The sequence below is a fragment of the Hamadaea sp. NPDC051192 genome (assembly GCF_040682475.1).
Taxonomy (GTDB): domain Bacteria; phylum Actinomycetota; class Actinomycetes; order Mycobacteriales; family Micromonosporaceae; genus Hamadaea; species Hamadaea flava.
Genome location: NZ_JBFBAZ010000001.1, coordinates 125,034 through 148,848 on the forward strand (window position 1 = coordinate 125,034; position 23,815 = coordinate 148,848).

The window sequence follows — 23,815 nt, forward strand, 5'->3', positions numbered from 1 at the left end:
AGGATCGGCGCGCCAAGGCTGTCCTTCCCGCGTGATCCGACTCCTCTGGGACGCGGTGTGGGGCCGCCGGACGCAGGCGCTCACCGTCGGCGTTCTGACCGCGCTGGCGGTGGGCACGGCGGCGGCCGCGCCGTGGTACGTCTTCGCCTCCGCTGAGCAGCTCGCCGCGCGCATCGTCGCGGAAGCCTCGACCGAACAGCGCATGGTGCACGTCAACGCGTACGCCCGGACCTCCGACCTGCCGAACGGGCGGGTTCCGGCGGCCAAGGCGCTGAAGGTCATCGAGAACGCGACCGGCGACGACCATTCCACGCCCATCACCGGCCTGCGGCTGACCGGGCCGATTCTGCGCCCGGGCGCGTCGGCCAAGGGTGCGTTGCTGGCTCGGGAGGGCGCCTGCGAGCACGCCGTGGTCGACGGCGCCTGCCCGGCCGGGCCCGGCCAGATCCTCGTCAGCGACGGTGTCGCCCGGTCGCTGAGCCTGGCGGTCGGCGACCGGTTCAGCATGAAGATCGACAACTCCAGCGAGGTCGCCGAGCTGACCGTCGTCGGCCTCTACCGACCGGTACGCGCCGACGACCGCTACTGGTCCGGCGTGTGGGACCACGACTCCCGGGTCATCGACCCGCTCCTGACCGCGGCCTCGACGTTCGACCACCTGCCGACGGCCCGTCCGCAGACCACCGTCGACCTGGAACTGGGGCTGGGGGCGTACACCCCGGGGCTGGGCAACCGCCTCGGCGCGCTGCAGTCGGGCGAGGCGAGCTGGACGCTGGACTGGTTCTCCTCGGCGGGCGAGGTCCCCAACATCATCAACTCGGTGCAGAACGAGATGAGCGCGGGCATCGTCGCCGCCACTGGCCGATTCGTGCTGCTGGCCTGGTTCGCCCTGCTCGTCGTGGTACGCCAGACGGTCGCCGCCCGGCGTACCGACCTGGCTCTGGTGAAGCTGCGGGGCGTACGCCGCTGGCGGGTGTGGACCGCGACGATGGGGCAGACCGTCGGCGTGATGCTCGGCGGCGCGGTGCTGGGCGCGGCCGCCGGGTACGCCTGGGTGCGCGCCGTCATCGGCCCGGTCGTCTGGCCGGACGACATCGACCTCGCGCTGACGCAGAGCGCCGAACTGTTCGGCGGGGTCCTGCTCGCCGCCCTGGCGTTGGCCTGGCTCTCCGAACTCCGGTCGCTGCGGTCGCCGGTCGTCGAGTTGCTGCGCAACGTGCCGCCGCGCGTACGCGGCCGGGCGGTCGACGCGGCCGAACTGGTGATCGTCACCCTGCTCGCGATCGGCGTCTGGCAGCTCACCACGGTCGAGGCGCTGCGGTCCGGGTCGGTGACCGCGACGATGGTCCCCGCCCTGCTGGCCATCGCGGTCGGTCTGCTCGCCGCCCGATTCGTCTTGTGGCTGTCGGGCCGGGCGGGGTCGGCCGCGATGCGCGCCGGTCGTCTCACGGTGGCGGTCGCCGGCTTGTCGGCCCGCCGCCGGCCGACCCTGCGCTGGGTGGTCACCCTGCTGGTGGTGGCGATCGCCGGGCTCACCACCGCGATGGGCGACATGGTCCGCGGCGAGCAGGCCGTGACCGCGCGGGCCGAGCAGCAGCTCGGCGCCGACCGGGTGGTGCAGGTCGACGGCGTCAGCCGCCGGAACCTGCTCGACGCGGTCCGCGACATCGATCCAGCCGGCACCCGCGGGATGGCGGTGAGCTACTTCTCCTCCAGCGTCGGCTTCGCGCCCGGCCTCTTGGCCGTGGACACCGCGCGCCTGGGCGCCGTCGCCGACTGGCTGCCCGAGTACGGCCCGGTGCCCAAGGCGCCGGCCGCTGTCGACGATCCGATCCGGGTGGCCGACGGCGCGCTGGAGATCACGGCGTCCTTCGACCGCAAGGCGTACGCCCTGGGCGACCGGACCCAGCAGGTGAAGTCGCCGAATCCCGACTTCCCGCCGATCGACGAGCCGATCGCGCCACCGACCGAGATCATTGGAGACGTCTTCGCGCAGGTCGCGCTCGTGTCTGCGGCCGGCGCCCAGACGATCGTCCGGTTCGGCCCGCTCCAGGAGGGGCGGCACGACTATCGGGCGAGCGTCAGCGCCTGCGCCGGCGGCTGCCGCCTGGTGTGGCTCGGGCTGGCGGCGGCCCGCGACGGCTCGAATCAGGCCGACCTGCTCTGGGGTACCCGGGTGAACCTCCACGCTGTCCGGCAGGAAGGCCGGGAGCTGCTGGACGCCGCGACCCTGGGCGAGCGTCTGAAGTGGACCGGAAGCTCGAACACCCGCGTCCTCGGCCCCATCCTGGACGGCTCGGCCGAGGGGATGACGCTGACCGCGCCGCCCGGCTGCGACGACCCCAACCATCAACGGGGCGTCTGCGAGATGCGGGCGTACCCGGCACGGCCGGTGCTGCAGGCGCTGTCGACCGGGCTGGTCACCCGGAACGGCCGGAACAACCGGGCCCAGCTGCAACTGTCCGGCGGCGATCCGGCCGACGTCGACCTCGTCGGCACGTCGGCCCGGCTGCCCCGGTTCCCCGAGGACGGCGCGCTCGTCGATCTCGCCGACTTCGATCGGGTGGTCGGGGTGTCGGTGGCGAACGAGCGGCTCGAGGTCTGGCTGGCCGACGCCGGCGACGAGGCCTTCCTCGCCGCGCTGAAGCAGCACGGGGTCAACGTGCGCGGCGGCTCGACGGTGGACGCCGAACGGGCCGCGCTGAACCGGCAGGGGCCGGCCGGCGTACGCCGGTTCCAGCTCGGCGTCTTCGGGCTCGGCGTCCTGATCTCGGCCGTCGCGTTGCTGCTGCTGGCCGGGGTCGAACGGAGTACGCGGTCGGCCGAGCTGGCGGCGCTGCGCCGACAAGGTCTGCGTGCCGGGCTCGTCCGGCGGATCAGCCTGGTCGGCTACGCCGTGCCCACGACGGTCGCCGTCGTCGCGGGGCTGATCGCCGCGGCCGCCACCGCATGGCTTCCGGTGCCGAAACCGGCGGTCTTCTCCGACGGCTGGAAAGTGCTCGCGCCGCCGGACGGGCTGTCCACCATTCCGTTCGCCCTCACCGCGTTGGCGGCCGCCGCGCTGCTGACGCTGGTCCTCGTGTACGCGGCTCGCCGCCTGGCCCGCCAGGCCCTGATCGACGGAGGTGCCCGGTGATCGCGCTGCTGATGCTGGCTCTGCGGGAACGCCGCCGGGCGTACGCGGCGATCGCCCTGCTCTGTTTCGCGATCGGCGGCCTGGCCGCGCTCGGGACGGCGTACCCCCGGGCGGTGGCCGACGGCATCGCCGACGACGAGATCAGGGCCGCCTCCGCCAATGAGCGGCTGTTCTCCCTGACCGGCAGCGACGACACGTCCGGAGCGACGGTGCTGGCGGTGACCGAGTCGACTCGGCGGCTCCCGGATTACACCGCCGTGTACGGCGCGAGCGTGTCCGTCATGGGCTTCGGTCAGGAACGCAGCGTCCTGACCTACCGCGAGGACGCCTGCGCCCACGTACGCCTCGTGTCCGGCCGGTGCCCGCTCGGCGCGGGAGAGGTCATGGTGCCGGTCGGGCCGGTGCAGCAGACCCGGAAGATCGAGGTGGGCACCCGGCTGTTCCTGGTCGAGGCGTTCAAGCCCGATCCGAAGCAGCCGTGGGTGGCCACCAACCGGGGTCGTGCCCCGGTCGACGTGGTCGGCGTCTATCAGCAGACCGACCCGGCCGACGACTACTGGGGCGTACGCACGTCCGAGGACGCCGCGGGAGTGCTGGTCGTGCTCACCCGGCCGGAGACGCTGAACGCGGTGCCGCATCAGACCGAGGTCCTCACCGTCACAGCCATCCCGGATCGGCGACTGCTGCGAAGCGGCGACTACGACGCCATCCTGCGGTCCAAACTGGACCCCAACATCATCCGGAGCAGCCCGGACGTCAAGGGCATGATGGATCGGATCGCGGCCAAGCGGAAGTTCGTCGAGACCATGACACCGGCCGTCGTCGTGCCCGTCCTCGCGCTCGGCTGCTGGGGGCTGTTCCTGCTGATCTCCGGCCGCCTTCGGCAGGACCGGCCGGAGGTCGGCATCCAGGCCCTCCGCGGCCTGCCGCTCGTGCATCGGTGGCTGCTGGCGGCGGGCGCGTCCGCGATCATCGCGATCATCGCCACTCCGCTGGGCGGACTGCTGGTGACGCTGTCGACTCCGGGCGCGGACGGCTCCTCGATGGTCGCCGCGCTCCAGGTGCTGGGGGTCGAGTTGGCCCTCGTCGCGCTGACGGCGCTGGGCGTCCTGCGCCTGCGCCCGCTGGACCTGCTCCGCCGGGTGCTGCCGACCGGCGGCAAGGTGCCGCTGATCGAGGTCGCCGTGCTGACGGTGACCGGGGCGGCCTTCGCGCAGATGCAGACCGGCGACCGTACCGGGCTGGGCATCTTCACCGCGAGCCTGCTCGCCGTGACGGTCGCGGTCGTCGCCGCACGGGGCCTGCCGCTGGTGTTGCGCCCAGCCGCGCGGCGCCAACTGCAGCGCGGCCGCATCGTCGGCGGCCTGGCCCTCGCCCTGGCGACCCGGCGGCCCAGCGGGCGGCACCTGCTCGCCCTCACGTCGACCGCAGCCGCCCTCTTCACCCTGGTCGTCGGGGCGACCGACGTGTCGAGCACCGCTCGGCAGACGCAGATCGACCTGACGATCGGCGCCGATCGGGTACTGCTGGTCCAGAGCAGCCCGGCGCAAGCGCTGGCGGCGGTACGCCAGGTCGACCCGGACGGCAGGTTCGCCACCGTCGCCGGTCGGCTGAACGTCTCCGGAAACTCCGTCCTCGCGGTCGACCTCAGCCGGGCGTCGGTGATGCGCTGGCCCGAGGCGGCCGAGATGGCGACGACGTTGAGGCCCGGCGCGGCGGCCCCGGTCGAGGTGACCGCGGGCAAGCTCGAGGTGACCATCGACTCCGCCGTCCAGCCGGTCGACAACGGACCGATGCCGCCCGGCACCTTCGTGCCGCAGTCCAGGGTGTTCGCCGTCGTCGAGCTGCCGGGCGGCGAGTTCCAGGAACTCGACCTCGACAAGCACATCGAGGCCGGGGTGCAGGCGTACGCCGTGACCCTGCCGCCCGTCTGCGCCGAGGGCTGCCGGCTCGCCGGGCTGAGCCTGGTCACCTTCGGGGCCGAGCGGGGCACGCTGACCGTCCAGCAGATCGCCGTCGACGGACGGCCCGTGTCGGACGGGAAGAGCTGGCACACGCCGGGCACCGACGCCGGCAAGTGGTCGGTCGACCCGTCGATGGCCCTCGGCCAGCCCTCGTACCTGCTGCCGCCGGACGTGCTGCCCTCGCTGCCCGTCGCGTACACGCCGGACCTGGGCGACAAGGGGCCGGTCGGCGCCGCCTTGAATCTGCGGGGGTATCAGCGGGCGCCGCTCACCCCGACGGTCGCCACCGACATCGTGCCCCGCGTGGGGCACAAGGCGATGCTGGTCGACCTGCCCTCCGCGCTCCGGGCGACGCTCGGGTCCACCACGCCGAGCCGCATCGAGGTGTGGCTGTCGGAGGACGCCCCGGCGGACGCCGAGCGGCGACTGGCCGACGCTGGGCTCGCCGTCGTCGGCACCGAGAGCCGGGCCGACGCCGTCGCGCAAGCCGACCGGACACCGTCCGCCCTGACCTTGCGGATGCAGCTCTGGGCGGCTGCCGCCGGGGTGCTGCTGCTCCTCGGCGTACTGCTGGTGGTGTCGTCGGGCGATCGGCGGACCACCGAACTGGCCGGGTTGCGCCAGGCCGGCGTACGCGCGACGACGTTGCGCCGCGCGAAACGGGCCACCTACGTCATGATCAGCGTGCTGGGCGTGCTGATCGGCGTCGTGGCCGCCGCTGTCGCCTGGGCCGCCGCCCGGACGGTGCTGCCCATCGTGGACGGCAATCCTTGGCTGCCGCCGCCGTCGTGGCCCGGCCCCGTGCCGTTGGCCGTGGCCGTGGTGGGCATCGCGGTCTTGCTGATCGCGGGGACACACCTGATATTCGTGGGAGATCGGAGAGAGGGAGGAGCCTGGAGTGAGTGAGCACGCTGGTCTAGCCGTCGCCTGCCGGCGAGTCGTGCAGATCTACCGGGGCGAGGGCGGTGACGTTGTCGCTCTCTCCGGCGTGGATCTGACCATCTCGCCGGGTGAGATGGTGGCCCTCGTCGGTCCCTCGGGCTCCGGCAAGTCGACCCTGATCGCGCTGCTCGGCGGGCTGTTGCGGCCGTCGGCCGGCCGGGTCACCGTCGGGACCTACGACATGGGACGGCTGACCGACCGGGAGATCTCCCGGTTGCGCGGTACGCGTGTCGGCATCGTTCTGCAGGGGGCGGCCCGCAACCTGCTGCCGTACGCCTCGCTCTACCGCAACGTGTGGCTGGCGCAACGGCGCGCCGCCGCGACGTCCGGCATCGCCTTGGAGGACCCCGAGCGCGTGCTGGACCTGGTCGGGCTGCCCGGCCAGGGCAAGACACGGCTGCACGAGCTGGCGCCGGGCGCCCGGCAGCGAGCGGCGCTCGCGGTCGGCATCGCCGCGTCTCCCGGCCTGCTGCTGGTCGACGAGCCGACGAGCCAGCTGGACACGGCCGGTCGCGACGAGGTGATCTCCGCCCTGGAGACCATCAACGCCGAGCGGGGGACCACCGTGGTGGTCGTCACACACGACGCCGAGGTCGGCACACGGCTGGGCCGGGTGGTCACCATCCGGGACGGCCGAGTGGGCGCCGAGGGCCGCAACGGTCAGGACTTCGCCGTGGTGGCGGGGGACGGCACCGTCCAGCTCCCGCCGGAGGTGCTGGAGGAGTTCCCGCCCGGCACGCTGTTCACCATCGACCACGCGGAGGACGGCAGCGTGACGCTCGTCGTCGGGTCGTCGTGAGCCTGCCTAGACTAAGGGCATGACGGATCCCCGAGACCCGAGCCGCGGGCAGTCGATCTTCACCCGGGGCGCGGTGGACCTCAGTGCGCTGCGGTCCACCGCCCCGCAGCCCGACGCCACGGCGCCGCCCGCCGGAGCCGCGCCGGACGGCGGCGATACCGGGGTTCCGCGATTCGCCGGGGCGAACGCGCCGATCGACGTGACCGTCCAGACGTTCCAGCGGGACGTCGTGGAGAAGTCCCGGACGATCCCGGTCATCCTGGAGTTCGTGGCCGGCGAGCAGTACGCCGGGGACCCCGCGCTGGAGCAGTTCGCCGCCGACGGCACCTTCGTGCTGGCCCGGAACGATGTGCGTACCGATCCGCAGCTCGCTCAGGCGCTGCGCATCCAGGCGCTGCCGACGATCTTCGCCTTCGTGGACGGGCAGCCGATCGACGGCCTGCCCGGTCAGCTTCCCGAGGCGCAGCTGCGGCAGTGGCTCGACGCCGTGCTCCGGGCGAGTGGGGCCGAAGTCGAGATCCCGGAGGATCCCCGGCTCGAAGAGGCCGACGGGATGCTCATGATGGGCGACCTCGACGCGGCCGAGCGGGCGTACCAGAAGATCCTGTCCGAGACGCCCCGCGACGCCGCCGCCGAGGCCGGGCTCGCCCAGGTCGGCGCGGCCAAGCGCGTTCAGGGCCGCGACCCGCAGGCGGTGCTGGCCGCCGCCCAGGCCGCCCCGGACGACCTCGAAGCACAACTGCTGGCGGCCGACCTGGAGGCGTTGAGCGGCCAGGCCGAGGACGCGTACGCCCGGCTCATCGGACTCGTCCGGCGGGTGTTCGGCGACGATCGGGAGAAGGTACGTCAGCACCTCGTCTCTTTGTTCACCATCGCCGGACCGGACGATCCGGCTGTTGTCACCGCTCGGCGGGCTCTGGCCAGCGCTCTTTATTAGGTTGGCATAGATCGCTATCCTCGGCCTGCAGGCATCGGTCGCATAACCAGGGGGTTCACGCGCCGGACGCGAGGGGGGAGGGCGAGGATGAGACGGATCGCGGTGCTGGACGCACCGACCAATCTCGGCCTGCGCCCGCCCACGGCCACCTCGGTCCCGGGCTGCGGAAAGGCGCCCGGCGCCCTGCGCGACCACGGGCTCGTCGACCGCCTCGGCGCCCGGGACGCGGGCTGCATCACGCCGCCGCGGTACGACCCAGGCGACTGGCGTCCCGGTGACGGGGTGGCGCAGGCGGCGCAGATCTCGGCGTACTCCCAGCGGCTGGCGGACCGGATCGGCGGGATCGTCGACGCCGGGGAGTTTCCGCTGGTCCTCGGCGGAGACTGCTCGGTGCTGCTCGGCTCGATGGTGGCCATGCACCGGCTCGGCGACGAGGTGGACGGCCGGGTCGGGCTCGTCTTCGTCGACGGGCACTCCGACTTCCGGCACCCCGGTAACGCGCCGTACGTCGGCGCGGCCGCCGGCGAGGATCTCGCCCTGGTGACCGGCCGGGGCCAGATCGAGCTGGCCGGGATCGAGGCGCGCCGCCCCTACGTGCGGGACACGGACGTGGTCGTCCTCGGCATCCGGGAGCACGACGAGTACCGCCTCGACCTGGCCGCCGGGGGCTTCTCGGTCCGCCCGGTGACGGCGCTGCGCTCCGCGGGCGCGGCCCGCAGCGCGCAGTGGGCCCGCGAGCAGCTCACCCACTGCGCCGGCTTCTGGCTGCACGTCGACGTGGACGTACTCGACCCGGCGGTGATGCCGGCGGTCGACGCCCCCGACCCGGGTGGCATCGCCTTCGCCGAGCTGGAGATGCTGATCGCCGGGCTGGTCGGCACGCCCGATTGCCTCGGCATGGAGCTGACGGTCTTCGACCCCGATCACGACCCGGAGGGCTCGTACGCCCGCGAGGTCGTCGACATGCTGATCACCGGGCTGGCCCCGCTGTTGCAGCAGCCGCGCGCGGTGGGCCGGAAGAAGGCCGTCCCCCGCCCGCGCCGCTCCACCGATCAGACCGTCGCCTCCTGATCCGGCCGTCGCGTACTCCCGGGGGAGTAGGCGCAAGTGTCGCTGCGCGTACGACGTAATCCGGGCGCGGAAGAACCACCCTCGAAGGACGAGATGAGGAGGGAAAAATGGTTCTCGCACACGCCGGTTACTGGGGCGGCTGGTGGTTCTTCGGGCCGTGGCTCTGGATCCCGTTCTGGATTCTGCTCTTCTTCGTCATCCGCGGTCTGTTCTGGCGGCGGCACTGGCGCAACGGTCACGGCTACCCGGGCCACTGGCGCTACGGCGGCGACAGCGACCCGCGCGTCATCCTCGCCCAGCGCTACGCCCGGGGTGAGATCAACGAGCAGGAGTATCGGGAGCGCATGTCCGTCCTGGACGCGCCGCGTACTTCGTGACCAGTGGCAGGATGAGGGCGATGGAGCATTCGGAGCGGTGGCGCGGGCGGCCACGAGGCTGGCCGATCGGGCTCGCCCTGCTCCAGATCTTCATCGCCCTCGCGGTCAGCGGCGTCCGGCAGGTCCCGGTGACGACCGTCCAGCTCGGACTGCTGGTCGCCGGGCCGCTGGCACTCTTGCTGCTGCGCCGGTGGGCCATCGTGGCCAGCACGGCCACCGGCTTGATCAACGTCGCGTACCTGCTGTTGAGCTTCCCGTTCCCGGCGATCATCCCGAGCACGTTCACGGCGATCGCCAGCCCGTTCGCGCGGGCGCGGCGCGAGGCGTACCGGCGGTATCAGGCCGAGGAGCAGCGTCGCCGCAGCGAGGAGGAGAAGCGCGAGGCCGCGGACGAACGCGTCCGCATCGCGCGCGAACTCCACGACGTATTGGCCCACAGCCTTTCGCTCATCAACGTCCGCGCGTCGGTCGCGCTGGAGGTCATGGAGGTCCAGCCCCAGGAGGTACGCCCAGCGCTGCAAGCGATCAAGCAGGCGAGCCGGGACGGACTGGCCGAGGTGCGGTCGGTGCTGGCCGGCCTTCATCCCGATGGGGCGCCGCGGTCACCCACCCCCGATCTGTCGCGAGTGGACGACCTGATTCAGCAGGCCGGGGCGGCCGGATTGAAGGTCGAGACCGAGACGCTCGGGCGTCGGCCCGACCTGCCCGCGACGGTGGAGCTTTCGGCGTACCGCATCATTCAAGAGGCCTTGACCAACGTGATGCGGCACAGCAGCGCGCGGACCGCGACCCTGGTCATCCAGTACGCGGATCGCGCGGTGACGGTGGGCGTGGCCGATCCCGGACCGGCGAGCCCGAAGCCCGCGGGGCATGAGGGCGGGCACGGGTTGGTCGGCATCCGGGAACGAGCCGCCTCGGTGGGCGGCGTGGCGACCGCACGGCCGGACGGGCAGGGCGGTTTCGAGGTGATGGCGGTGTTTCCCCGGTGATTCGCGTGGTGCTGGCCGACGACCAGGCCCTGGTACGCGCGGGTTTCCGCGCCCTGCTCGACGCGCAGCCGGACGTCGAGGTGGTCGGGGAGGCCAACAACGGAGCCGAGGCCGTCCGCGTCGTCCGTGAGCTGCGACCGGACGTGGTCCTGATGGACATCCGGATGCCGGAGCTGGACGGCCTGGCGGCGACGCGCCGGATCGCCCTCGACCCGGCACTGGCCGACGTGAAGGTCATCATCCTCACGACGTTCGAGCTGGACGAGTACGTCTTCACGGCGTTGCGCGACGGGGCGGCCGGATTCCTGGTGAAGGACACCGAACCGGCCGACCTCGTACGCGCGGTGCGGGTGGTCGCCGCGGGTGAGGCCCTGCTGTCGCCGGGCGTCACCCGCCGGCTCATCGCCGAGTACGCCACCCGCTCCCGCGCGCCGTCCCCGCCGACCGGGCAGCTGGACCAGCTCACCGAGCGGGAGAAGGAGGTCGTCGCCCTCGTCGGGCTGGGCATGTCCAACGAGGAGATAGCGAACCGGCTGGTGGTGAGCCCGTTGACCGCGAAGACGCACGTCAGCCGGGCGATGGTGAAGCTCGGCGCCCGGGATCGCGCCCAGCTCGTGGTGACGGCGTACGAGGCGGGACTGGTTCGGCCAGGCTGGATGGATTGACGATCTAGCCGGCCGGGTGTTTAGTAATCATCGCTGCGCGGGACCCCTCATCCCATCTCCCTCCCCGGAGGAACACGATGTCGGTCCCCACCTCACCGAATCCCTTCGATTCGGCCGTCTCCCGGCGCGCGATGATGCGCGGCGCGGTCCTGCTCGGAGCCGGTGCGGCTCTCGGCGGGGTCGAGCTGCTCTCCGCCACCCCGGCGTTGGCCGTCACCACGCCCACCATCGCCAGCTGCGCCACCTGGGGCGCCCGCGCCGCCTCGTCGACGCTGACCCAGATCAGCACCAATCCCGACAAGATCCTGATCCACCACACGGCGACCGCGAACTCGACCGACTACACGCAGGCGCACGCGTATTCGCTGGCGAAGACGATCCAGAACTACCACATGGACAGCAACGGCTGGTCCGACACCGGGCAGCACTTCACCGTCTCCCGGGGCGGCTACATCATGGAGGGCCGGCACTACAGCCTGTCCCACCTGACCTCCGGCAGCGGCATGGTGGTGGGCGCGCACTGCCCGGGGCAGAACGACAAGGCGATCGGCATCGAGAACGAGGGCACCTACACCAGCGTCACGCCGACCACCGCGCTCTACTCCAACCTGGTGCAGCTGTGCGCGTACATCTGCAGCAAGTACGGCATCGCGCCGACGAAGATCTACGGTCACCGCGACTACTACGCGACCGAGTGCCCGGGTGACGCCTTCTACGCGATGCTCCCGCAGCTGCGGACCGACGTCGCGGCCGCGCTCGGCAGCACCCCGGCGTTCACCGTGACCGTCGACAACACCTCCAGCTCGTTCCGGGCCTCGGCGAACTGGGGCACCTCCACCTACTCGACCCAGCGGTACGGCACCGACTACCGGTACGCCGACCCGGTGGCGGCCAGCGACGCGGCGTACTACAGCGCCACCCTGCCGAGCGCGGGCAACTACAAGATCGAGACCTACTACCCGGCGAACACGGGCTACAACGCCACCACGCCGTACGTCGTGTTCAGCTCGTCGGGCAACCAGACGGTCACCGTGAACCAGCAGGCCAACGGCGGCAAGTGGAACACCGTGGGCACCTTCGCCTTCGCGGCCGGAGCGCAGGACGTCGTCGCGGTGAGCCGGTGGACCTCGGGCACGGGCTACGTGATCGCCGACGCCATCCGCATCACCCAAGTCTGATTCTTCCGCTTCACCCGTTCGCGCCAGCTGCTTCACCGCCGCTTTCTTTGGCGCTGGATCACGGATCTAAGTCGAATCTTGGGTCAAGATTCGACCCGGAACCCTGATCCAGCGCCGAGTGCGAGCATTCGGCACGGAGTGTCGAGTGTCGAGTGTCAGAGCTGGGCGCGGAGCCGCCGCGCCTCGTCGAGGTACGCGGCGGCCAGCTCCCGCTGACCGGCGGCGCCGTGCAGCTGACCGAGCCGTTCGGCCGTGTCCGCCTCCGCCCGCCGATCGCCGAGCCGTTGGTAGATGTGCAGCGCCCGGGTCAGCCGGTCGGCCGCCTCGGCCGGGGTCTGCTCCAATCGACCCAGTTCCACCAGGGCGTACGCCTCGCCGTGGATGTCGCCGATCGTGGTGAACCCGGCGAGGGCCTGGTCGAGCAGTCCCCGGGCGTCCTGTTCGCGGCCCTCCCGGCGAGCCACCGAACCGAGCGCCTGGCGGAGATGGGCGGTGCGATGCCGGTCGCCGATCACCTCGGCGAGGTTCAGCGCGCTCTCCAGCCATTCCTGCGCCCGGTCGAGGTTGCCCCGGGCGAGCCACACCTGCCCGATCGCGCCGCGGGCGTACGCCTCGCCGGAAGGTTCGGCGCATTCCACGAACGCCTCCAGCGCACGGCTGTAGTAGTCCACCGCGAGATCCAGCTCCCCGCGTACGCGGTGCACCGCGCCGAGCCCGGAGAGCGCGGCGGCCACTCCGGCGGGCTGCCCGAGCTGAGCGAACAGCAGTCGCGCCCGGCCGAACGCGGCGTCGGCCTGGGCGTACTCGTCCCGATAGAGGTGCAGCTGGCCGAGGCCGCGCAAGGTGACGGCGACGCCGAGCTGATCGTCGAGGCGACGGCAGATGGCCAGCGCGGTCTGGTGCCCGGTCTCCCAGACCTCCGGATGCCCGGCCAGGTCGCACCACGGGACGGTGGCCAGGGCCAGTTCCCAGGCGAAGTCCGGGCGGTTGAGCCGACCGGCGACCTCGATGGCGGTGAGCAGGATGCCCTGCTCGGTGACGAACCAGGCGACCGGATCGTCCACTTCGGTCATCGGCGGCTTCCAGCGGGGCGCGACCGACTGGCCGGGACCGAACGGGCTGTGCGGCAAGGCGTGCCCGGCGTCCTCGGCCAGGCTGAGCAGGCCGCCCAGGACGCGGACCAGCCCGGCCTCGTCCGGCTGCGGCCAGTCGCCGGACTGGGCGTCGGCGAGCATCCGCACCAGCACCGGTACGCGATACCGCCGTTGCCCGAGCGCGTCGACCCCGGCGTCCACCGCGAGCCGGGCCGAGACGAGCCGGTCCATCTGCTCCTCGCCGTCCTCCAGCAGCGCCCCGGCGAACCAGGCCGGAACCGTCGCGTCGCCGAACGCGGCCAGCCCGCGCAACACGATCGCGGCGTCGGCGGGCAGCTGCTGGCCGACCGGGTGGGACGCGATCGGGGCGGCGTCCGCGGCGAGCAGATCGTTGTGCAGGCGCTGCAACTCCGGACCGGGCCCGACGCCCAGCTCCTCGGCGAGGGTGTGGCGGACTTCGGCGTACACGGTGAGGGCGTCGGCTCGCCGGCCGGCCGCGACCAGCGCGCGGATGAGCAACGCCCACAGGCCTTCCCGCAGCGGGTGTTCGGCGGTCAGCCCGCGCAACTCGGCGACGGCCCGATCCGGGTCGCCGAGGCGGATACGGAGATCCAGCAGCTCGGAGAGGGCGGCGAGACGGCGCTCGGTCAGCTGGTCCAGCTCGACTTGCCACAGTGGACTCGGCGGGAGGTCGGCCAGCGGGGAACCACGCCAGCGGGCGAGCGCGGCTTCGAGCGTACGCTGCGCGTCGGCCAGATAACCCAGACGGCGCAGCCGGATCGCCTCGTCGGTCTCCCGGAGGAAGCTCGCCACGTCCAGGTCGGCCGGTCCGATGACGACGGCGTACCCGGGCGGGTAGCGCACCACGTGGTCGTCGCCGAGACAGGTCCGCAGCCCGCTGATGTAGGTCTGGATGTTGGCCGCGGCCGAGCGAGGCGGGTCGATCGGCCAGAGCACCTCGATCAGGCGGTCCACCGAGACCGGCCGGTCGGGGTGCAGGAGCAGGCTCGCCAGCAACTGCCGGGGTTTCACGCCGTTGATCGGCACCGGCCGGTCGTCGTCGCGCACCTCGAACGGGCCCAGAAGACGGAACTCGAGACCCATGGCCACCGCCGTTCGTCGAACTGACCCGGCTGACTGTACGCCGACATAGATCCACCTTCCAGTGATGTCTGTAGCCGAACTGGAGAACTCCTGTAGCCCTTCGGGTGACGCTGACGCCACCCCCGCGCAGCAACCGGAGGGCCGGACTACCCCCAACCCCCGAAAGGACGCTGAGCACAGTGAGAATCTCAAGGCTCGCGCGCGGCGCGGTCGCCTTGGCGATCGTGGCCGCCGGAGTGCTGGCGATCCAGTCGCCCGCCGCCGCCGCGCCGTCCTTCCAGCTGCCGTTCCCCTGCGGCCAGACCTGGACGGGCGACTCGAACGACAGCTCCGCCCACGTCTCCTGGGAGATCGACTTCAACCGCGGCTCGACCGCGTACGCGGACGAGAACGACACCGTGCTCGCCTCGGCGGCCGGCACCGTCGACGTCGCGACGAATCAGGGCAGCATCAACGGATACGGCAACCTGATCGTCATCGACCACGGCGGCGGCTACTACTCGTACTACGCCCACCTGACGACGATGGCGGTCGTGATCGGACAGTCGGTGCTGCGCGGCCAGGTCATCGGCGGCGTCGGCAACACGTCCAAGCCGGGCAACGGCATCTCGCCGCACCTGCACTACGAGGTCCGGTACCCGGACCGGTCGCAGTCGCACATCATCAAGTCCGTGTTCAACGGCGTGACCTTCCCGTACACCCGGGGCTCGGTCACCTCGAACAACTGCGCCACCCCGTACGACCCGCGCGAGGTCTGCGGCGCGGGCTACAACAACATCGACTCGGTGAAGCTCGGCAGCGCGGGCACCACCAACCTGCTGTGGAGCAGCTCGGCCGGACAGAACTGCGTGGTCACGCTCAAGTTCGCCAACGTCGGGTCGGCCACGGCGACGAGCGCTTTCCTGGAGCCGCAGGGTTCGACGAGAACCACGGACTCCGGCAACTTCAGCTACTACGCCGGGCCGGTGAAGCGGACCGCCCCGGGATGCGTGAAGTGGGGCGGCAGCACCGGCGGCTCGAGCTACACCAGCGGCTTCGAGCACTGCGGCTGACGGCGTACCACTGACGCCGCTGAAGACAGGGCGCGGACCGGGATGAGGACCCCCGGCCCGCGCCCATTCGTCTGCGAGGACTAGAAGTCCTCGTCGAGCGAGACGGTTCCCTCCACCGCGACCTGGTACGCCGTGACCCGCCGCTCGAAGAAGTTGGCGAGTTCTTGGACGTCCTGCAGGGCCATGAACGGGAACGGGTTGCGCGAGCCGAACCGGGCCGGCAGGCCGAGCCGGGCCAGCCGCTGGTCGGCGACGTACTGGAGGTACTCGCGCATGTCCGCGGTGGTCATGCCGGGCAGCCCGGCGCCGCAGAGGTCCTCGGCGAACTGGAGCTCGGCGTCGACCGCGTCCTCCAGCATCCGGGTGACCGTCTTGCCCAGCTCCTCGTCGAAGAGGCCGGGCTCCTCGGCGCGAACCGTGTCGACGACGGCGAACGCGAAGTCCATGTGCATGGACTCGTCGCGGAACACCCAGTTCGTCCCGGCGGCCAGTCCGTCCAGCAACCCACGCGAACGCAGCCAGTAGACGTACGCGAAGGCGCCGTAGAAGAACAGGCCCTCGATGCAGGCGGCGAAGCAGATCAGGTTGAGCAGGAACTTGCGCCGGTCCTCGACGGTCTCCAGGCGCTGCACGTCGAAGACCGAGTCGATCCAGGTGAAGCAGAACTGGGCCTTGCGGGCGATCGACGGGATGTTCTCCACCGCGGCGAACGCCTTGGCCCGCTCGGCCTCGTCGGGGAGGTACGTGTCGAGCAGCGTCAGGTAGAACTGGACGTGCACGGCCTCCTCGAACAGCTGGCGCGACAGGTAGAGCCGGGCCTCCGGCGCGTTGATGTGCTGGTAGAGGTTGAGCACCAGGTTGTTGGCCACGATCGTGTCGCCGGTGGCGAAGAACGCCACGAGGCGGTTGATCAGGTGCCGCTCCTCCGGCGTGAAGGTCTCCAGATCGGGCAGGTCCGAGCCGAGGTCGACCTCCTCCACCGTCCAGGTGTTGCGGATGGCCGCCCGGTACCGCTCGTAGAAGTCCGGGTACCGCATCGGCCGGAGGGTCAGGTCGAGACCCGGGTCGAGCAGCATCTTCTGGGCGGTGGTCGTCACTGGCAGGCCTCGCAGACTTCCGGGTTCTCCAGGTTCAGGTTGATCAGGGACATCGCCGCGCGCGGCTGCGGTGCGGGCTGCGCCGACACCGGGCGGATCGACCCGGGCTGGGCGGCCAGGGTCGTCTTGGCGATCGCGGTCGCCGGCCGGGAGCGCAGGTAGTAGGTGGTCTTCAGACCCTTGCGCCAGGCGTACGCGTACATCGAGGAGAGCTTGCCGATGTTGGGCGCGGCCATGAACAGGTTCAGCGACTGCGACTGGTCGATGAACGGCGTACGCGCGGCGGCCAGGTCGATCAGCGCCCGCTGCGGCAGCTCCCACGCCGTACGGAAGCGCGACCGGATCTCGGCCGGGATCTCGTCGATCCCGGCGATCGAGCCCTCGGTCGCGACGATCTTCTCGCGGAGCGCGTCCGTCCACAGCCCGTGTTCCTTGAGTTCCTGGATCAGGTGCCGATTGACCTGGAGGAACTCGCCGGAGAGCGTCTCGCGCTTGAAGAGGTTGGAGACGACCGGCTCGATGCACTCGGCCGCGCCCGCGATCGAGGCGATCGTCGCGGTCGGGGCGATCGCGATCAGCAGCGAGTTGCGCAGCCCGACCTCGGCCACCCGCGTACGCAGCGCGGCCCACCGGGCGGCCTGGGTGATCGCGGCGTCGGGGAAGTGGTCGACGTGCAGTACGCCCTGCGCCGCCCGCGTCTGGTCGTAGGTCTCGTGCCGGCCGAGCGTCGCGGCCAGTTCCGCGCTCGCCTCGTACGCCGACAGCGCGATCTCCTCCGCGATCCGGGTGGACAGCGCGAGCGCCTCCGGCGCGTCGAAGTCCAGTCGCAGCTGGAAGAAGACGTCGGCGAGCCCCATCACCCCGAGGCCGGTGGGCCGCCAGCGCAGGTTCGCCTTGGCCGCCTCGGCGGTCGGGTAGTAGGAGAGGTCGATCGTGCGGTCGAGCACGGTCACCGCGATCCGCACCGACTCGCTGAGCGCGGCGAAGTCGAACTCTCCGCCGGCTTCGTCGAGCCGCACGTGCGCGGCCAGGTTCAGCGAGCCGAGGTTGCACACGGCCGTCTCGCCGTCCGAGGTCACCTCGAGGATCTCGGTGCACAGGTTCGACAGGTGCACGACGTTCTCGGGGACGGCCGTCTGGTTGCTGGTCCGGTTGGCCTGGTCCTTGAACGTCATCCAGCCGTTACCGGTCTGGGCGAGCGTACGCATCATGCGGCCGTACAGCTCGCGGGCGCTGACCTGCTTGGTCGCCAGCCCTTCGGCCTCCGCCTTCCGGTACGCGACGTCGAAGTCCCCGCCCCACAGGTCGACCAGGTGCGGCACCACCTTCGGGTCGAACAGCGACCACGGCTGGTCGGCCTCGACCCGGCGCATGAACTCGTCCGGGATCCAGTTGGCGAGGTGGAGGTTGTGCGTACGCCGGTTCTCGTCGCCGGTCGAGTCACGCAACTGGAGGAAGTCCTCGACGTCGGCGTGCCACGGCTCCAGGTAGACGCAGGCGGCGCCCTTGCGGCGGCCGCCCTGGTTCACCGCGGCCACACTCGAGTCGAAGGTACGCAGCCACGGCACGATGCCGTTGGACAGCCCGTTCGTGCCCCGGATCAGCGAACCCCGGGAGCGGATGCGACTCCACGAGATGCCGATGCCGCCGGCGTACTTGGAGAGGCGGGCGGCCTGCGTGTAGCGCTCGTAGATCGAGTCCAGCTCGTCCTTGGGGGAGTCGAGGAGGAAGCAGCTGGACAGCTGGGGACGCCGCGCTCCGGCGTTGAACAGGGTCGGCGAGCTGGGCAGGTACGCCAGCCGGCTCATGAGCCGGTACAACTCGGCGACCCCGGCCACGCCGCCGGCCACCGTCTGGCCGACGGTGCCCGCCGCCCCGACCGGCCCCATGAGTCCACAGGCGACCCGGAGCAGGAAGTGCTGGGCGGTCTCGATGACCTGCCGGTTGGTCGGGTGCCGGTAGACGTACCGGTCGTAGACCGTCCGCAGGCCGAAGTACTCGAAGCGGTCGTCGGCGCTGTCGTCGACCAGGGCGTCGAGCTCGCCGGCGTGCGCCGCGACGAACTCGGCCACGTCGTCGGCGATCAAACCCAGCCGGTGACCGGTCGCGACCGATTCGCTGAATCGGCGTACGCCCTGCCCGGCGACCTCCTCGCGGATGTGCCGGGCGAGCAGGCGCGCCGCGAGCCGCGAGTACGCCGGCTCCTGCGCGACGAGCGCGGCCGCCGTCTCGATGGCGCGAAGTCGCAGGTCAGCCTGGGTAGCGCCGGGCCACACCCCGGCCACCACCGGCTCGGCCACCCGATTCGGCGCCACCTCGGCGAGCCCGGCCGCGGCCGCCTCGACCTCGCCGAACAGCGCGTGCCGGGTCTCACCGAGTTCGTGCGGTGCGATCCCCAATGTCGCGGTAGACATGGGCAGTTCCCCCTCCAGAACGCAAGCCTCCACAGCCGGCTGGGCGCCCGCGCGGCACGGTTCGCGGGCACAGCGCAGCGCACGCGAAGCCAGGGGCAGCGCGTGGGCGCGGTGGACGGACCCGTGCCCACCGTTAGCGGCGAGCCGGTGAAATCACCCTACATGTTGTGGTGGCCGCGAGAAAGAACCCCAACATATGTCGGGCGTGTCGCGCTGACGGCCGTCAAACTCTGCCGTCGAGAATCGCCGCGAAACGCTCTTCGGCGAGATCGAGCTGGTCCAGGATGTGCGCTTTGGCGGCGTCGCTCAGCGGCGTGTCGGCCCGGGGGATCAACTCCCGGAACAGCGGCACGAGGGGCCGGTACTTGCGCGCCGAACTGCTGACCTTCGGCCCGGTGGTGTGGATGACGCCCACGCCGTTGTCGGTGAAGTCGGAGATCTTGATCACCCGCGCCCACGGCTCCGCGTCCAGCGACTCGGCGAGATGCTCGCGGTACTGCTCGTGTTCGTGCCGGTCCGGGCTGTACTCCGGGTTGGTCACGGCCGCGATCAGCCGGCGGACCCGGGGCCCGAACAACTCACCCAAGCGGTCCAGCGCGGCCGTGGTGTCCGCGCTTCCCACCAGCTTGTACGCCTGATCCTCGGCCGCGTCGTGCAGCAGTGCGGCGACGAGGACGTCCACGTCGTCGACCCGGTAGTAATGGAGGATCCGGATCGTCACACGCAACAGGTGATTCAGATACGGCTCGCGTACGCGACGTTGCCCGCCGTGCAGGTCGGCGGCGAGATCGAGGGCCTGCTCCAGGCGTACGCGGTCGGCCTCGCCGAAGCGGGAGATCTCGTGGAGGAACCGCTCTCGCAGCCCCTCCTCCCCGTAGACCTCGGTGATCGCGTGCAGGGGCATCATCGCCAACGTCGGCCGGAAGTCTCGGAGCATGCGCCGTTTCTAGCAGATTCCGTCAATCCCGGCCGGGTGCACTGTGGACCCCGGGCCAGGTGCGCGGCCGGGGTACGCGGACCATTGCCTGGGACGGCGGAGTGATCGGCCCGCTGCCGAACTCCTCCTGCGTCATGGCCTGCAACGCGCTCACGAACGCGCCGAGCAGGGTCGCTGCCGCGATGACGAAGATGGGCACGATGAGCAGCGTCGGCGCGATCCCGGTCGCCGGAGCCGCCGTCGATTCCAGATGTACGCGTAAGGCCGCCATCGCGGTGTAGTGCATGCCGCAGACGGCCAAGGCCATGACGGCGGCCGCGGCCAGCAGCGACTTCCATCCACCATGGACGGAGATGGTGAACCACAGGGCGACGGTCGCCGCGACGATCGCGATCACCACCGAGGCCAGGACGAGTCCCTCGTCGTAGCTGATCTGGCCGGACACGCGCATGGCGTACATGCCGGTGTAGTGCATCGCGACCACGCCGGAGCCGGTGAAGACGCCGCCGACGAGCAACTTGCCCATCCCGCGCCGGCCGGTGCCGACGAAGAACAGGCCCAGGCCGACCGTCACGACCGCGAACAGCAGGCTGGCCACGGTCGCGGTCAGGTTGTAGCGAATCGGGCTGGCGGGGATGTCGAAGCCGATCATCGCCATGAAGTGCATGAGCCAGATGCCCGCGCCGCCGATCGAGACCGAACCCAGGACGAGCCAGCGGGCTCGGCGGGCCCGGGTGCCGGCGGCACGGGCGCGAGTGGTGCAGACCAGGCCGGTCAGACAACCGCTGAAAGCCAGCAGGTACGCCAGCGCGGGGTTGAACCAGCCGTACGCGAAATGGTGGATCTCCGGCATTGGGGGTGCTCCCGGACCTTGACCGCACAGCATCGGATGGATGACTGTCCTGCCACTATCGGCAGATGTCCGGGTCGCATGTCGCACACTTGGTGCGAGTCAGGCAGCTTGGGTGAACCATGCGGCCTGCGCGGCCGCTGCCGGATACTGGTCGGCGACGGGGGAATCCGCCAGGTACGCGCGCTCGCGGGCGCGGATGATCGCACGGGAGACGGCGTTGTAGCGGCGTTCGTTGTCGCAGTAGTAGAGCTGGACGCTGAGACCGCGATACTCGGCCCACATCTCGTAGCTGCGGGGATTGCGCCAGGCGACGGCGACCGCGGCCGCGGCGAGCAGCAGGGCGGCGATCGTCAGGCCGACGAAGCCGACGGGCTCCAGCCGGTCGAAGAAGACGCCGATGCCGGCCACGGCCAGCAGCGCGCAGATCCCGGCGCGGACCGCCAAGGGATGGTGCGATCCGCGCACCGTCCGCAGGTTCTGCAGTTCCGTGACGTCGAACTTGCGCTGACCCACCACGAACCACCGGTCGGTGACCCGGATGCCGGGCAGGCTCAGCTCCTGTGCGCGCCGGGTAGGCTGCATGGCCTCCTCCTCGTGTGACACGCTTGTATGCTCATTGTCGGAGTGACCGGCATCGTTGGGAAGTGCTTCAATCTGCCACCTGTCACCTTGGCACCTCTTATGCCAGCTGATCGCAGACTGAGCTGATGAACTTTCCCGGCCCAACCGGGGCCATCATGGGCAGATGGGTGCATCTTGCCCTTTGCACGACGCGAATCCCGGGTTACGGTGTCTGAGCTGGTCAGGCCCCCGATCGTCCAGAAAAGGGCGACACCTGGCCGGTGCCGTCGAGTCACCAGCGATTGATTGTGAACCGGGGACCCAGGTAAGTGGGGCGAATCCGCGGCCGTTCCCCCGGTCGTGGTAGCGCGAATCTTCCAGCGCGAGCCCGTGACGCCAGACGTCGCAGCTAACCCGGTAGGCGGCCGGCCCGGACCTGCGGAGATGGTCGGGTCGCGGAAGAAAGGTTCACACCCCCTTGCGACTACTCCCACGGGGTTGGCGATTCGCCATGCCTCTCGTGGCTGCGCTGGCGGTGCTTCTGGCGCCCGGTGCGGCCCACGCGGCTCCCTCCGAATCCGAGCTCTCCAAACAGATCACCGAGGCGTCGACCAAACTGGAGAAGCTCGTCGAGCAGTTCAACAAGAGCACCGAGCAGGCCAAGTCGGTGCAGGCGCAGATCCAGCAACTGGAGACGTCGCTCGGCCCGTTGGCGCATCAGCGGGACGATGCTCGCCAGCGGGTCGCGAAGATGGCCGCGTCGGCGTACGCCGGAAGCGGTCAGCTGGCGACCTGGAACGCCTTGCTCGGCACCTCGTCACCGACGGACGTGGTCGAACGCCTCGGCACGTTGCAGCAGATCGCCGACACGCAGACGACGATGATCGAGTCGGCCCGCGACGCCGGAGACAAGTACGACGAGCAGAAGTCGGCGTTGCAGGCGGCCTTGGCCAAGGCCCAGGAGGACGTGGCGAAGCTGGCCGCCCAGAAGAAGCAGATCGAGGCTGATCTGAAGAAGCTGGAAGCCCAGAAGAAGCAGCTGTACGGCACGAGCAGTCAGACCTCCGGGCGATACACCGGGAAGATCCCGGCGGTCTCCGGAAAGGCCGGCGTCGCCGTGACGTACGCGTACAACGCGATCGGCAAGCCGTACGCCTGGGGCGCCGACGGACCGGGCAGCTACGACTGCTCCGGCCTGACCATGGCGGCCTGGAAGGCGGCCGGGGTGAGCCTCTATCACCACGCCGCCACCCAGTACGACGAGACCGCCCGGATCAGCCGGTCCCAACTGGCGCCCGGGGATCTGGTCTTCTACTCCGACCTCGGGCACGTGGCGCTCTACGTCGGCAGCGGCAAGGTCATCCACGCCCCGACCTTCGGCGAATCGGTCAAACTCGCGAGCATCGACATGATGACGCCGTACGGCTACGGCCGAGTCAAGTCCTAGTCAGGAACAGCGAAAAGCCCCGCCCGATGTCGGGCGGGGCTTTCTGCGTACAACTGGGGCTTAGGCGGTCTGCAGGCCCTCGGCCCGAGCCAGCTCGCGGAGCCGGCCCAGCGCCTGGATCTCCAGCTGCCGGATGCGCTCGCGGGAGAGCGAGAAGCGCGACGCAACCTCGGTGAGCGAGTGCTCGCGGCCGTCTTCCAGACCGTAGCGCGCCCGCATGATGCCGGCCGAGCGGTCGTCGAGGTGATTGAGCAGGCCCTCGATCCGCTGACGCTCCAGGGCCGAGAGGACGATCTCCTCCGGCGACGGGGCGTCGGAGTCGGCCACCAGGTCACCCAGGTTGGTGTCGCCGTCGTCGCCGACCGGGGTGTCGAGCGACACGGTGTCCTGCGACCAGCGGATCAGCTCGTTGACCCGCTCGACGGGCACCTGGAGCGCGGCCGCGATCTGCTCGGGCTCGGGCTCGGAGCCCAGCTCGCGAGTGAGCTGCCGGGCGACGTTCCGCATCCGGTTGACGTCCTCGACGAGGTGCACCGGAAGCCGGACCGTACGCTCCTGCTGCGCGATCGCGCGGCTGATCGCCTGCCGGATCCACCAGGTGGCGTAGGTCGAGAACTTGTAGCCCTTGACGTAGTCGAACTTCTCGACTGCCCGGACCAGGCCGGTGTTGCCCTCCTGGATCAGGTCGAGCATCGGCATGCCGGACCGGACGTACCGGCGGGCGATCGACACGACCAGCCGCAGGTTGGCCCGGATGAACAGGTCTTTGGCGCGATTGCCCTCCGAGATCAGTAGCTCGAGCTCTTCACGGCTGACCCCCGCGGGGATCTGATCTTCGTCCAGCCAGTGCTCGGAGAGCAGGCCGGCTTCGATCGCCTTGGAGAGTTCGACCTCCTGGGCCGCGTCGAGCAGCGGCGTGCGGGAGATCTCGTGCAGGTAGACGCCGACGAGGTCACGCTCCTCGGCCACCTGGTCGGTGCGCAGGATCGTCATGTTCTCCACGTTCGGGTCCCTCCCCCGTAATTACCGCTACGGTGTGCGGTGCTGACATCTGCGTAACAGATGACCAACGGAGCTGATTCCTTCTCGCCGGTCTGAAAGTGTCACAGCTAACTGTGAAACCCCTGAAAGGCACATGCGACTTCGCTGATCAGCACGATAAGCTGCGGTTTTCGGCGACCCCCTCGTCGCGCTTCAG

The 23,815-nt window shown here is 70.7% G+C and carries 17 protein-coding genes and 1 pseudogene; 11 read left to right on the forward strand and 7 right to left on the reverse strand.

From position 1 onward, the window contains the following. Positions 1 to 31 precede the first annotated feature (31 nt). The 9 genes and pseudogenes from AB0M47_RS00590 to AB0M47_RS00630 all read left to right on the forward strand — a co-directional run bounded on the left by AB0M47_RS00590 (position 32) and on the right by AB0M47_RS00630 (position 12,058). A complete protein-coding gene (locus AB0M47_RS00590; RefSeq protein ID WP_363406067.1) occupies positions 32 to 3,136 on the forward strand; it encodes an FtsX-like permease family protein in 3,105 nt (1,034 codons plus the stop codon). Then, positions 3,133 to 6,006 carry a hypothetical protein gene (locus tag AB0M47_RS00595; protein WP_363406070.1) on the forward strand — a complete coding sequence of 958 codons (2,874 nt, stop codon included), beginning with the start codon at positions 3,133 to 3,135 and terminating at the stop codon, positions 6,004 to 6,006. Before AB0M47_RS00590 ends, AB0M47_RS00595 begins: the two co-directional genes overlap by 4 nt. Further along, positions 5,999 to 6,841: an ATP-binding cassette domain-containing protein gene (locus AB0M47_RS00600; RefSeq protein ID WP_363406073.1), complete on the forward strand. Its 843-nt coding sequence runs from the start codon at positions 5,999 to 6,001 to the stop codon at positions 6,839 to 6,841. The genes AB0M47_RS00595 and AB0M47_RS00600 overlap by 8 nt, the downstream gene beginning before the upstream one ends. Before the next feature lie 19 nt (positions 6,842 to 6,860). After that, positions 6,861 to 7,778 carry a tetratricopeptide repeat protein gene (locus AB0M47_RS00605; protein WP_363406076.1) on the forward strand — a complete coding sequence of 306 codons (918 nt, stop codon included), beginning with the start codon at positions 6,861 to 6,863 and terminating at the stop codon, positions 7,776 to 7,778. Between the two features lie 87 nt (positions 7,779 to 7,865). Next, positions 7,866 to 8,759 (forward strand): annotated as a pseudogene (locus tag AB0M47_RS00610) (arginase family protein); the annotation flags it as partial. Between the two features lie 197 nt (positions 8,760 to 8,956). Continuing rightward, complete coding sequence (locus AB0M47_RS00615; protein ID WP_253757230.1) at positions 8,957 to 9,226, forward strand: SHOCT domain-containing protein; 270 nt, start codon at positions 8,957 to 8,959, stop codon at positions 9,224 to 9,226. Between the two features lie 20 nt (positions 9,227 to 9,246). Continuing rightward, positions 9,247 to 10,215, forward strand: coding sequence for a histidine kinase (locus AB0M47_RS00620; RefSeq protein ID WP_363406080.1), 969 nt, complete (start codon positions 9,247 to 9,249; stop codon positions 10,213 to 10,215). Then, on the forward strand, positions 10,212 to 10,880 hold the full coding sequence (locus AB0M47_RS00625) for a response regulator transcription factor (protein WP_363406083.1): 669 nt from the start codon (positions 10,212 to 10,214) through the stop codon (positions 10,878 to 10,880). Before AB0M47_RS00620 ends, AB0M47_RS00625 begins: the two co-directional genes overlap by 4 nt. Before the next feature lie 77 nt (positions 10,881 to 10,957). Continuing rightward, the gene (locus tag AB0M47_RS00630) at positions 10,958 to 12,058 is read left to right on the forward strand and encodes an N-acetylmuramoyl-L-alanine amidase (protein WP_253757224.1); all 1,101 of its coding nucleotides are present in this window, start codon (positions 10,958 to 10,960) and stop codon (positions 12,056 to 12,058) included. Between the two features lie 155 nt (positions 12,059 to 12,213). On the opposite strand, the gene AB0M47_RS00635 is transcribed toward AB0M47_RS00630, so the two are convergent. After that, positions 12,214 to 14,256: a BTAD domain-containing putative transcriptional regulator gene (locus tag AB0M47_RS00635; protein WP_363406088.1), complete on the reverse strand. Its 2,043-nt coding sequence runs from the start codon at positions 14,254 to 14,256 to the stop codon at positions 12,214 to 12,216. Positions 14,257 to 14,435: 179 nt separating this feature from the next. Between AB0M47_RS00635 and AB0M47_RS00640 the strand changes: the two genes are divergently transcribed. After that, positions 14,436 to 15,308 (forward strand): M23 family metallopeptidase, encoded by an 873-nt coding sequence (locus AB0M47_RS00640; protein ID WP_253757220.1) that lies wholly within the window; start codon positions 14,436 to 14,438, stop codon positions 15,306 to 15,308. 80 nt (positions 15,309 to 15,388) lie between these two features. On the opposite strand, the gene AB0M47_RS00645 is transcribed toward AB0M47_RS00640, so the two are convergent. The 5 genes from AB0M47_RS00645 to AB0M47_RS00665 all read right to left on the reverse strand — a co-directional run bounded on the left by AB0M47_RS00645 (position 15,389) and on the right by AB0M47_RS00665 (position 21,191). Beyond that, positions 15,389 to 16,384, reverse strand: coding sequence for a ribonucleotide-diphosphate reductase subunit beta (locus AB0M47_RS00645; protein ID WP_363406410.1), 996 nt, complete (start codon positions 16,382 to 16,384; stop codon positions 15,389 to 15,391). A 17-nt stretch (positions 16,385 to 16,401) separates the two neighbouring features. Further along, on the reverse strand, positions 16,402 to 18,819 hold the full coding sequence (locus AB0M47_RS00650) for a ribonucleoside-diphosphate reductase subunit alpha (RefSeq protein ID WP_363406091.1): 2,418 nt from the start codon (positions 18,817 to 18,819) through the stop codon (positions 16,402 to 16,404). 223 nt (positions 18,820 to 19,042) lie between these two features. Further along, complete coding sequence (locus AB0M47_RS00655) at positions 19,043 to 19,756, reverse strand: HD domain-containing protein (protein WP_363406094.1); 714 nt, start codon at positions 19,754 to 19,756, stop codon at positions 19,043 to 19,045. Positions 19,757 to 19,778: 22 nt separating this feature from the next. After that, positions 19,779 to 20,609: an MHYT domain-containing protein gene (locus AB0M47_RS00660; protein ID WP_363406097.1), complete on the reverse strand. Its 831-nt coding sequence runs from the start codon at positions 20,607 to 20,609 to the stop codon at positions 19,779 to 19,781. Between the two features lie 99 nt (positions 20,610 to 20,708). Beyond that, a complete protein-coding gene (locus AB0M47_RS00665) occupies positions 20,709 to 21,191 on the reverse strand; it encodes a DUF6232 family protein (RefSeq protein WP_363406100.1) in 483 nt (160 codons plus the stop codon). 490 nt (positions 21,192 to 21,681) lie between these two features. Here AB0M47_RS00665 and AB0M47_RS00670 point away from each other — a divergent pair, with 490 nt between their 5' ends. After that, a complete protein-coding gene (locus AB0M47_RS00670) occupies positions 21,682 to 22,617 on the forward strand; it encodes an NlpC/P60 family protein (protein ID WP_363406103.1) in 936 nt (311 codons plus the stop codon). A 60-nt stretch (positions 22,618 to 22,677) separates the two neighbouring features. On the opposite strand, the gene AB0M47_RS00675 is transcribed toward AB0M47_RS00670, so the two are convergent. Continuing rightward, the gene (locus AB0M47_RS00675) at positions 22,678 to 23,610 is read right to left on the reverse strand and encodes a sigma-70 family RNA polymerase sigma factor (RefSeq protein WP_363406106.1); all 933 of its coding nucleotides are present in this window, start codon (positions 23,608 to 23,610) and stop codon (positions 22,678 to 22,680) included. Between the last annotated feature and the right edge of the window lie 205 nt (positions 23,611 to 23,815).

Excerpts from the sequence above, each read along its gene's own strand:
- AB0M47_RS00605 (WP_363406076.1), top strand. The coding sequence starts at position 6,861 with ATGACGGATCCCCGAGACCCGAGCCGCGGGCAGTCGATCTTCACCCGG.
- AB0M47_RS00615 (WP_253757230.1), top strand. The coding sequence starts at position 8,957 with ATGGTTCTCGCACACGCCGGTTACTGGGGCGGCTGGTGGTTCTTCGGG.
- AB0M47_RS00620 (WP_363406080.1), top strand. The coding sequence starts at position 9,247 with ATGGAGCATTCGGAGCGGTGGCGCGGGCGGCCACGAGGCTGGCCGATC.
- AB0M47_RS00630 (WP_253757224.1), top strand. The coding sequence starts at position 10,958 with ATGTCGGTCCCCACCTCACCGAATCCCTTCGATTCGGCCGTCTCCCGG.
- AB0M47_RS00635 (WP_363406088.1), bottom strand. The coding sequence starts at position 14,256 with ATGGGTCTCGAGTTCCGTCTTCTGGGCCCGTTCGAGGTGCGCGACGAC.
- AB0M47_RS00645 (WP_363406410.1), bottom strand. The coding sequence starts at position 16,384 with ATGCTGCTCGACCCGGGTCTCGACCTGACCCTCCGGCCGATGCGGTAC.
- AB0M47_RS00650 (WP_363406091.1), bottom strand. The coding sequence starts at position 18,819 with ATGTCTACCGCGACATTGGGGATCGCACCGCACGAACTCGGTGAGACC.
- AB0M47_RS00655 (WP_363406094.1), bottom strand. The coding sequence starts at position 19,756 with ATGCTCCGAGACTTCCGGCCGACGTTGGCGATGATGCCCCTGCACGCG.
- AB0M47_RS00660 (WP_363406097.1), bottom strand. The coding sequence starts at position 20,609 with ATGCCGGAGATCCACCATTTCGCGTACGGCTGGTTCAACCCCGCGCTG.
- AB0M47_RS00665 (WP_363406100.1), bottom strand. The coding sequence starts at position 21,191 with ATGCAGCCTACCCGGCGCGCACAGGAGCTGAGCCTGCCCGGCATCCGG.
- AB0M47_RS00670 (WP_363406103.1), top strand. The coding sequence starts at position 21,682 with ATGCCTCTCGTGGCTGCGCTGGCGGTGCTTCTGGCGCCCGGTGCGGCC.
- AB0M47_RS00675 (WP_363406106.1), bottom strand. The coding sequence starts at position 23,610 with ATGACGATCCTGCGCACCGACCAGGTGGCCGAGGAGCGTGACCTCGTC.